The organism is Delftia sp. S65, assembly GCF_016516495.1.
Classification (GTDB): domain Bacteria; phylum Pseudomonadota; class Gammaproteobacteria; order Burkholderiales; family Burkholderiaceae_C; genus Comamonas; species Comamonas acidovorans.
This window is the reverse complement of sequence record NZ_JACVUR010000138.1, coordinates 1-210: the sequence shown is the minus strand read 5'-3', so window position 1 is coordinate 210 and position 210 is coordinate 1. Positions and strand designations below refer to the sequence as shown.

Here is a 210-nt window from a genome sequence, read left to right as displayed (position 1 = left end):
CCCTCCCCTGGATTCACGGCGTACGAGCCTGTGCCAGCGGGGACCGTGCTCACCTTCACGTTCTCGACAAACCACAGGGAACTGAGCACTTGCTGCCAGGGCCCATAGCTACCTGCGCCGCCCGCTTCGGTCGGATTGCCACGCCGGAACACCAAAGGGCCGCCCACCTCGGTGTAGGGCACGCCCAACTGGAAAGCGGTGTCGCCGCCC

General features: G+C 66.7%; 1 protein-coding gene. It reads right to left on the bottom strand.

The window, feature by feature from the left end:
- On the bottom strand, positions 1–210 hold a 210-nt coding region (locus IAE24_RS30545; protein WP_233626447.1), incomplete at both ends, for a hypothetical protein.